Consider the following 8,957-nt stretch of genomic DNA (forward strand, 5'->3'; position numbering starts at 1 on the left):
CGAAAAAGATTGTCCGAGTGAGATTCACACCGTACAGGCTGATACTGTACAAATACTTTGGCGCATCAGTCACACGAAAAATGTGGGTAATGATTAGCCTGAAGGGCGGAGCTTGCGACTCCCCGGAAGTGCCGATGAACTCTCGTATGAACATTTTAGGAAAAACCGTTACAATAATTAGAGACGTCATCTCATAAAGAAAGGAAGTAAGGACGTGGAAAACCTGTTAGCAGGGGTCCGTATGGTCCGTCGTCGGCACTATCATCACCAGCAATGGGAGAGCGAAGAATCCCAAGTGGTGGAAGAGGTTCCCGTGACTCTTTTTGTGAATGGCAAGGAATATGTCACCGTCGCCCTCACACCGATTGATCTCCAAGACTGGACCATAGGCTTTTTGAGCGGCGAGAATGTTATTGACACTCCTCATGACTTGACCTGGTATCATTGGCGTGAAGAAGATGGCCAAATCTGGGTCAGAGTGCCTGACTACCAGGTTCAACTGCCAGAAAGTCGCTATCTCGGTTCCTGCTGTGGCCAAAGCCGACCAGGCTTCTTTAACCCGGAAGGGGTGGCTCCACTCCGCCACACATCCCTGATTAATCTGAAGGACCTTCAGCTGACGTTTTCCCAACTCTCCCATTGGACTCACACCCAGAATTCAGGAGGTCTACATGCCGCGGGGATTATTCAAGAAGGCGAGCTTCTCCTTGCGCGTGCAGATGTAGGAAGACATAACGCTCTAGATAAGGTCTATGGCGCGGCGCTGATGGATCCACGCATTCAATGGCAATACAGCACCATTCTCTTTTCTGGACGCCTGTCAGCAGAAATCGTATGGAAGGTACGCCGCATGGGAATTTCCGTGATTGCCTCCAACGCTGCCCCTACCAGTCTGGGCATTAAACTGGCTGACCAGCTTGGCATTACAGCGATTGGCTTCTTAAGGGAAAATGAACTCAGCGTCTTCACGCATCCCGATCGCATTCCGTCTGCTATTTCTCCTACTGTCCCTTAAAGTCTGCAGGTCGCTTATCGATGAAGGCTTCCATCCCTTCTTCTTGATCTTCTGTTGCGAATAGAAGGCTGAATAATCGTCGTTCATGGTTGAGCCCAATCTCAAGCGGAGTATCAAGCGCCGTGAGCACCGACTCTTTGGCCAATCTCACCGCAATGGGTGGCATTTGTGCAATCGTGTCAGCAAGTGCCATAGCCCGGGCAATCACTTGCTCTCGCGCCACAATATGATTGACCAATCCCATTCGTAAAGCTTCCTCCGCTCCCATCGTACGTCCGGTCAAGACTAATTCCATAGCCCGTGCTTTACCCACCGTTTTGGTCAACCGCTGTGTGCCTCCCGCACCCGGCATCACTCCAATGCGAATTTCCGGTTGACCAAACTGAGCGTTGTCTCCTGCAATCACCATATCGCAGGCCATGACCAATTCCATGCCACCACCCAAGGCCCATCCAGACACCGCCGCAATGAGCGGCTTCGAAAATTTCCTTATCGCCTCCCAACGCGTAATCTGCCGCGAGGAGAGCATCGACACAGCGGTATTGCCCTTTAATTCCTTAATGTCCGCACCGGCCGCAAATGCACGCGCATTCCCGGTAATAACCGCCACTCGTACCATGTCATTGCGGTCCAGGTCCGTTAGTCCCTGAGCTAGCTCCTCCATCAACTCACCCGACAAGGCATTGAGTGCCTCGGGACGATTCAAAGTGATTAAGGCTACCGCTCCTCGATGTTCTATCAGAATATTACTCATGCCATTGCACCATCCTCATCGTGACTAGTCCGTGGGCGAATTTCTCGATGTCTAGAGCCGCCTCCCGCCCCTCTGGCGATCGCAGCGCCTCATACAATGTCTCGCGCGTCGCAAATCGCATTTCCGCTACCAAGAACCACGGGTCTTGAGGCACTGTTGGCAGCCCTTCGGTGGCCCCCCACTCTAAGCTCAGGAGCCCCGGCATCTTTTGGGCTAGGGGAACATGCACCGCAACATAGTGAGTCAAAAATTCTTTTTCATCTTCAGGTCGTTGATATAGGGCGAATAATGACACCATCTCGATGGCCTCCTCTTGACAGCGTAGGATTACTCTTTAACGTGATTGATGACTCTCAGCGCCTTCCCTTGGCTTCGCGGGATGGATCCCGCAGTGACAATGCGTACCATCACCGTCACCCCAAGCGCGGTTTTCAGCCTCTTTTCCACATCGCGAGCCGCTTGCGGGCCTTGGGTTCCCTCAATTTCAATGACCAGGTTAGGATGCGATGATGTCCCTTCCCAGACTAACTGATACTGAGCACTTAAGGATGGATGCTGCAATAACACCCGTTCGATTTCACTGGGAAAGACATTGACCCCTCGGACAATGAGCATGTCATCGGACCGACCATACACCCGACTAATTCTCATCATCGTCCGTCCACAATCACAGCGGTCTGTGCTCGCACTAACCAGATCCCCAGTGCGATAACGAATCATCGGCATGGCTTCTTTACTGAGTGTCGTCAACACCAATTCTCCCACTTCCCCCGGCGCCACCGCCTCAAGGGTTTCGGGATGAATCACTTCGGCGTAAAAGAAGTCTTCAAAGAGATGGAGACCATTTTTCGCTTCCACGCATTCCATTGCCACGCCCGGACCGGTAATCTCGGACAAACCATAAATATCCACCGCATCAATGCCCAGAGCGGATTCGAGACGCTCCCGCATGCCCTCGCTCCAGGGTTCGGCCCCAAAAATACCGCGCTTAAGCGAAATTTCCGCAGGGTCTACGTGCAAGGTCTCGAGCGTTTCTGCTATGTACAACGCATAACTTGGCGTGCACGCCAACCCATCTGGACGCAAATCTTGGATTAACTGCACCTGGCGATCTGTTTGGCCTCCAGAAGCTGGAATCACCGCGACCCCAAGACGCTCCGCCCCGCCATGCAATCCTAGCCCACCTGTGAATAATCCGTAGCCATAGGCATTTTGCAGTGTCTCTCCGGGAACCATTCCCGCCGCTGCTAAAGATCGCGCCACGACTTCCGCCCACACCGACAAATCATGTGCTGTGTACGCAACCACCGTCGGTTTGCCGCGCGTACCACTCGAGGCATGAAATCGTCGCACCTCACTTTTAGGTACGGCAAGAAATCCGAGTGGGTAGGCATCGCGTAAATCACTCTTTTTCGTAAACGGCAGCTCGCGGAGCACCTCAGATGGGTGCCGACTCATGACATCCGCCTTTTTTAGCCGATCACGATAAAAAGGGACCCGATCACGGGCCCATCCCAAGGTCCAACTTAAACGCGTCCGCTGCAAATCCTGTAAGCGACTTCTCTCCATGGTCTCTGCGCCGCGGTTCCAAATCACTCTCCATCCCCCCATGGGATCATGGTAACTTTCTCCCTCTTAAGGGTCAATGACCCACATTTCGAAAGCTTCCGACGATCACGGCGCCTTCGGCAGCTTACGAACTCCCGGCCCTCCATAAATCTGAACGATCGCTTTGGCCAAATCATTCACCGCAACGTGCTCTTCCGCCAGCGAATTGTTCTCCCCGCCGATTTCAATCATCACGTCTCCAGGCATCAGTTGTTGATTGTATCGATAAGGAACGGTGTCGACACCCGATCCCCGCAGAATCCCCGGCGCGATCTGTTTGAGCGCTTGCGCCAGCTTCATCGCCACAGCGAGGTTCTCTCGCCAAAATGGATTAGCCATGAGTTGATTAGTCCCGACAATAAAGAGGATTTTAGCGGTGTCTTGATGATGAATGCTGACGATAGGGATATCACTGTCCGCTCGGTGTAAGTCAATCAGGATCCGAACCGTCGGATACCACCGCAATAGGTCTCGTGCCGTATAGTAACTCTGACTGTAGCTGGCCAGGAGCCCTTGGGACATATTATCCACGCGAGACTGGACCGCTGAAATCCCCTCCTGATGGAGATCGTTAGCCAGCCACCATCCCACCTGCACAATCGTTTTAGACCAGTCGGTAGAATACGCGGCAGAAGAGCTTTCGGGCACATATGACCAGAACGACTCAAGACTGTGCGTCTGATAAATTCCGACCAAGGGATCTTGTCCTACCTGAGCCCAAATGCGCCCTCCGTCACCCGGCAGTCCCGGCTCAATGCTATCAGGCGCCCCAGAATGGGCAGGCCGGCGTGGGGCAGTCCTCGGTTTTAGTGCCGCCATGGAGGGGGGACTTACAGCACTCAGTTGCGGCATACCCATGGCCAGAAGTGAAGAGAGGCTGGTTAAGCGCACTCCCGAAAATTCCGTGATGGCAGCCAGCGCCAAGCCTTTGACATGCCACTTAAAGTTACTAGGATTTAACGTGAATCCAACGATCGGCATGCCGTCATTAATCCACACTTTCAATGTGGTTGCAGGGGCATCCAATTCGGTCACCATGCGGTCCATGAGTGAGGGTTGGGACTGCGCAAGGTGTGCACTGACCGGCATTGTGGCACCGCCTGGCGGGACTTTGAAAAGAACCAATCCTGCGAGGGCGAGAACCATTCCGTAAATACTGGCCGTGCGCCAAGGGAGTGAGCGAGAATGTTGACGCCTACGCATTTTCCAGTATTGGTTTTTTTTCACAATTCGAATCCAAATGACGACGGGTGGACGCCACCGCGACATACCATCACCCCCGCCACTATCCTATGGTAAATACTGGTTCAATAGACTACCACACCCCAAAGAACGACGGAAAAAGTTGGCCCATGATCCAAAGTATGCTTCCCGCGGTAATGGCAGCCAATGGTGGCACGGTGGCATGGGGTAGAACTTTCCCTCCTAAATACAGCGAAACCATGGTCCCTATCCAGGAGACGACGGTGCGTCCGGTGAGTCCCCGCGAAGTCCCCAAAAGCCAAACCCAAAAATTATTAAAGAGCGCCAGTAATACCGCTAAGATCATCATATCCACGATGGTCAGATGCATCCCAACGCCAATCAGATCGATTCCCCATAAGGTAAAAAGAACCATAAAAAATCGCCAAACTATGCCTTTTGTCATGACTTTTCCTTTACCACCGTTCTGTCACATGATATAATTTGCTGTCAGGAGGTATCGGCGTGGCCAATATTAAGTCTGCCAAAAAACGTATTCGTCAAACCCAAGTACGAACCTTGCGCAATAAAATTCGCAAGACCATGGTACGTACCGCGACTCGGCGTTTTGAAGACGCTCTCAATCGTGGTGATTTTTCAGCAGCGGAAACCGCCCTTAAGTTCTGCCACGGTCGTCTCGACCGAGCAGCCCAAAAAGGTGCCATTCACCGTAACAATGCCAGTCGGCTTAAGTCGCGATTAGCCCTGCGTTTGCAAAGAGCCAAGCAGTCTGCGAGCTAGGATTATTCCTTTAACCCTCCGGTTGGTCCGGAGGGATTTTTATTTCTCTATCTTCTCCTCGAAATACTGGGTGGCGCCATGAGCGCGACCCACATCAAGAGCCACACTTCGGGCTCGCCATAACCAGTCTTCATAAATACATCAATGCGATACGCCCATTCAAGCATGAGACTGAGTGCCTCGCTCTCAAATGCGCGTGCCGCTCCCCACACCTTTTTGGCGACAAAGTCTTTCAGTCCCTGCTGCCGTTGAAATGTCGATATCGAGAGCCCCTGAGCTTGTGCTGATTTAGCGTGATCAAGAAGAATGATTTGCCGGGACATCGTAATGAATAACATCAACGGCGCCACCCCAGCACCGAGATGTTGGCTGATGAGGCTGATAGTAAGCTTCACATCGCGCCGCAAAAGCGCATCAGTCACATCCCAGATGGGCCGATCCTCCGGCAGCGGCAGTACCTGGTCCGCCACGTCCGCTTTGGACCACCGATCTAATCCCACAAGCACCATCTTTTCCAATTCTTGAATGGTCTGATATTCATTGCCCTTCACACGAAGCAACAATTCGTCGAGGCCTCCTTGGGCAAATTGAATCTTGCGTTGTGTCGCTTCTTCTTCCACAAAGCGCCGAAAAGACACTACACTGAGCGGTTTTAGATCAATGATGCGATGATTGCCAACAACTTTTTCTACCGCTGTCGAGAGCTTATCTTCGATCAATACCAAGAGGCTATCCGTGACCGGATGACGCAGATAGTCACCAATGATTTCATCCTTCTTGTTCCAGCGCGGGCTGTCCACGATGACCATCTTCTTGGACGAAAAAAACCCGTCTGCTGCCAATTCCAACAACACCGCCTTGATATCGGCGGTAGCGTCAAGACGCACCATTCCGGTATCTTTCGCGCTTCCCAAAAACTTTTCCCGCGCCCGTTTAAGCCATATTTGACCCCAATATCGATTAGGACCACAAATGACATAGAGGGGTTCGATGGTACCACGTTCGAGAACCGCCAAGGCTTCTTCGATGGTCATGAGGCTGCGTCCCTCCCTCTTTCGAATATCCTCTACGAAAGTTGGCCACATTGTATCAAGAGATGACCATCAGAAAAAGAGGAGCCGTCGCATGTGGCCATTTAATCGCCAATCCAAGAAAGACACTGCATCCACCCATGGCGACCCGACTCTCCCGGCCACGACCACAGTAGCTCAGGAAGAAGCGCATCGCCTCAGTACCAATATGAGTGACACGGCCCACGTATTAGAGGATATTGGCCCGAGCAGCGTCACCGTGGTGAAAGACCTCATTACCGAAACGAAAACATTTTCTAACCGACTCGAAGCGCTCATTGCCGACCTCGACGCAGGCGTTAACCTGGATCAAATTTCAGGAGATGTGGACGATGCCTATAATCGTCTAAAAAATACCGTCGGGCAATCACCGGACATCAATATTCGTCGCTTTTTTATTGGTACCGCTCCAAAAATTCCGGCGCTAATCGTGTTCGAAGATGGCCTCGCCGACAATCAAATGATCGACCAAGACACCATCTTGGTGGCCCAGGAATATGAAAAAGCCTCCAAGCTAACACGAGACCCCGATCGCATGCATCAAATTGTTCATGATAGCGTGGTGACGATCGGTCATGCCACGATGGAAACCAGTTGGTCCAAGCTCTATGTTAAGCTCATGGGAGGCAACACCATCCTCTTCGTAGAAGGATCTCACGAAGTTCTGGTGCTAGACACCGTCAAGTATCCCGCACGGGCTCTGACAACTCCCTCTACTGAACGCGCGGTTAAAGGCCCTCAGGAAGCGTTCAACGAAGTGGTGTTGACTCAAATGAACCTGGTGCGCACTCGCATCAAATCTCCGCTACTCCATTTTGACCTCATAACGATGGGCGAACTCACCTCCACTGACGTCATCGTCGCGCATATCGAAGGGCTCACCAATCCCGAACTGGTGGCTGCCGTCAAACGTAAGCTCTCGTCAGGAAAGATAAGCTCACTCCATCTATCGGAACAGCTGGTGCCGCTCCTGGCGTCGCACCCCTCATCACTCTTTCCTCAAGTCCGGAGTACGGAGCGCGTGGACGTGGTAGCCCGCGAACTGACGATGGGAAAAGTCTGCATCATGGTGGATAATAATCCGTTTGCGCTGATGGTGCCGAACACCCTAATGGATTTTTACCAAACTTTGGAGGACTACACCATGAGCTTTTGGTCGGCCACCGTTGAACGTATCATACGCTTTTTAGGGCTCTTCCTCGGTCTATTATTGCCGCCTCTGTACATTGCCTTAACCAGCGTCAATCCGGAGTTACTGCCCACCAAACTAATTATTACCGTTGCCGGATCACGCGTGGGATTACCCTTGCCCCCAATTTTTGAGGTATTAACGATGTGGATTATCATTGAGGTCTTGCGAGAAGCGGCCATTCGGCTGCCAAAACAACTGTCGACGACGCTTGGCACCGTCGGTGCGATTGTCGTGGGTACCGCCGTGGTCAAGGCCGGGATTGTCTCTCCTCTCATGATTGTCATTATCACGCTCACAGCGCTCGGTCTCTATACCTCGCCTTCCTATGAAATGGCTGTTCCCTGGCGCGTCCTGTTTTGGCTTTTGGTGACGCTCTCTTATTTTTTTGGCCTCTATGGCATTATTTTGGGCCTTGTCGGCATCCTCGGGCATCTGGCCTCCTTGGAAAACTTTGGGGTTCCTTACCTCTCGCCATTCGGGCCTTATCGGTGGCGTGATCTTAAAGACAGTATCATGCGGTTCCCGGATTCCGCTTTAACTAAACGTCCCACCTATTTACGCACCCTCCATCCGCGGAAGTCGTCCAATTGGAACGCCGATCCGATGTTGCATCCCCAATTACATCAAGCCCAGGTCGAGAGGATCGGTCATGTCGAATAGGGTGAAAAAGGCGTGTCAGGGGATCTTTCTGGCCATTCTATTGCTCTTCAGTCTCACCGGTTGCTGGGACGATAAGTCTCTGGATTCGCGCGACCTCATATTATCGATGGGCTTTTACCCCGGAAATAAGCCTCACATGCTGACGGTGTATTTTTCCGTTCCCACTCCGACCGGTCTCGCCTCCTCAAGCGGCGGGTCTGGTGCCGCTGGCGGCAGTTCTTCAGCCGCCTTTTCGGTCCTTACGGGCACCGGCTATACCGTAGCACAAGCGTTTTCCGACGCCCAAGCCAAAACCCAGCGAGACCTCTATTTAGGCCACGTCCTTTTCATCGTCTTTTCCACTAAACTGGGACCCACGTTATTTTCGCAAGTGTCCTCCACGTTAGATCGGATCGGTAGTCTCGACAAAACACCGTTTGTCGCTGCCGCTACCGAACCGTATTCCAAAGTGGTCGGCTTAAAAATGACTCAGGCTCATTTCCCCGGAGAGTACTACGACCAACTCTTTTCCTGTACGACCTGTCAACAGTTCATGCTTGGGGTGCGTTTTTGGGAAATGTCCGATCGGCTATTGACCCCAGGCGTCGACTTAGTCTTGCCGCTCCTCACATCCTATCAATCAGGTGTCACCGTAAACCATGTCGCTCTATATCGCCATAACTCCTTTATTAAAGC

The 8,957-nt window shown here is 52.2% G+C and carries 10 protein-coding genes; 4 read left to right on the forward strand and 6 right to left on the reverse strand.

The window, feature by feature from the left end:
• Positions 1-214 precede the first annotated feature (214 nt).
• Positions 215-1,015: a formate dehydrogenase accessory sulfurtransferase FdhD gene (gene fdhD / locus ACOJWD_RS12345; RefSeq protein ID WP_486993535.1), complete on the forward strand. Its 801-nt coding sequence runs from the start codon at positions 215-217 to the stop codon at positions 1,013-1,015.
• Here fdhD and ACOJWD_RS12350 read toward each other — a convergent pair.
• The 5 genes from ACOJWD_RS12350 to ACOJWD_RS12370 all read right to left on the reverse strand — a co-directional run bounded on the left by ACOJWD_RS12350 (position 1,002) and on the right by ACOJWD_RS12370 (position 5,025).
• The gene (locus tag ACOJWD_RS12350; protein ID WP_486993536.1) at positions 1,002-1,769 is read right to left on the reverse strand and encodes an enoyl-CoA hydratase-related protein; all 768 of its coding nucleotides are present in this window, start codon (positions 1,767-1,769) and stop codon (positions 1,002-1,004) included. The genes fdhD and ACOJWD_RS12350 overlap by 14 nt on opposite strands.
• Positions 1,762-2,067 carry an EthD family reductase gene (locus tag ACOJWD_RS12355; RefSeq protein ID WP_486993537.1) on the reverse strand — a complete coding sequence of 102 codons (306 nt, stop codon included), beginning with the start codon at positions 2,065-2,067 and terminating at the stop codon, positions 1,762-1,764. The genes ACOJWD_RS12350 and ACOJWD_RS12355 overlap by 8 nt, the downstream gene beginning before the upstream one ends.
• Before the next feature lie 29 nt (positions 2,068-2,096).
• On the reverse strand, positions 2,097-3,365 hold the full coding sequence (locus ACOJWD_RS12360) for a phenylacetate--CoA ligase family protein (protein ID WP_486993538.1): 1,269 nt from the start codon (positions 3,363-3,365) through the stop codon (positions 2,097-2,099).
• A 78-nt stretch (positions 3,366-3,443) separates the two neighbouring features.
• Positions 3,444-4,646, reverse strand: coding sequence for a stage II sporulation protein P (gene spoIIP, locus ACOJWD_RS12365; protein ID WP_486993539.1), 1,203 nt, complete (start codon positions 4,644-4,646; stop codon positions 3,444-3,446).
• 46 nt (positions 4,647-4,692) lie between these two features.
• A complete protein-coding gene (locus ACOJWD_RS12370; RefSeq protein ID WP_486993540.1) occupies positions 4,693-5,025 on the reverse strand; it encodes a hypothetical protein in 333 nt (110 codons plus the stop codon).
• A gap of 59 nt (positions 5,026-5,084) precedes the next feature.
• On the opposite strand from ACOJWD_RS12370, the gene rpsT reads away from it, so the two are divergent.
• The gene (gene rpsT, locus ACOJWD_RS12375) at positions 5,085-5,360 is read left to right on the forward strand and encodes a 30S ribosomal protein S20 (protein ID WP_486993541.1); all 276 of its coding nucleotides are present in this window, start codon (positions 5,085-5,087) and stop codon (positions 5,358-5,360) included.
• Between the two features lie 47 nt (positions 5,361-5,407).
• On the opposite strand, the gene holA is transcribed toward rpsT, so the two are convergent.
• A complete protein-coding gene (holA, locus tag ACOJWD_RS12380; RefSeq protein ID WP_486993542.1) occupies positions 5,408-6,394 on the reverse strand; it encodes a DNA polymerase III subunit delta in 987 nt (328 codons plus the stop codon).
• 91 nt (positions 6,395-6,485) lie between these two features.
• Here holA and ACOJWD_RS12385 point away from each other — a divergent pair, with 91 nt between their 5' ends.
• Together ACOJWD_RS12385 and ACOJWD_RS12390 are read left to right on the forward strand one after the other, a co-directional pair.
• Positions 6,486-8,282 (forward strand): spore germination protein, encoded by a 1,797-nt coding sequence (locus ACOJWD_RS12385; protein ID WP_486993543.1) that lies wholly within the window; start codon positions 6,486-6,488, stop codon positions 8,280-8,282.
• A partial coding sequence (locus ACOJWD_RS12390; protein ID WP_486993544.1) for a Ger(x)C family spore germination protein occupies positions 8,272-8,957 on the forward strand: 686 nt, incomplete at its 3' end. The genes ACOJWD_RS12385 and ACOJWD_RS12390, both read left to right, overlap by 11 nt.

This window comes from Sulfobacillus sp. TH-112 (genome assembly GCF_057473405.1).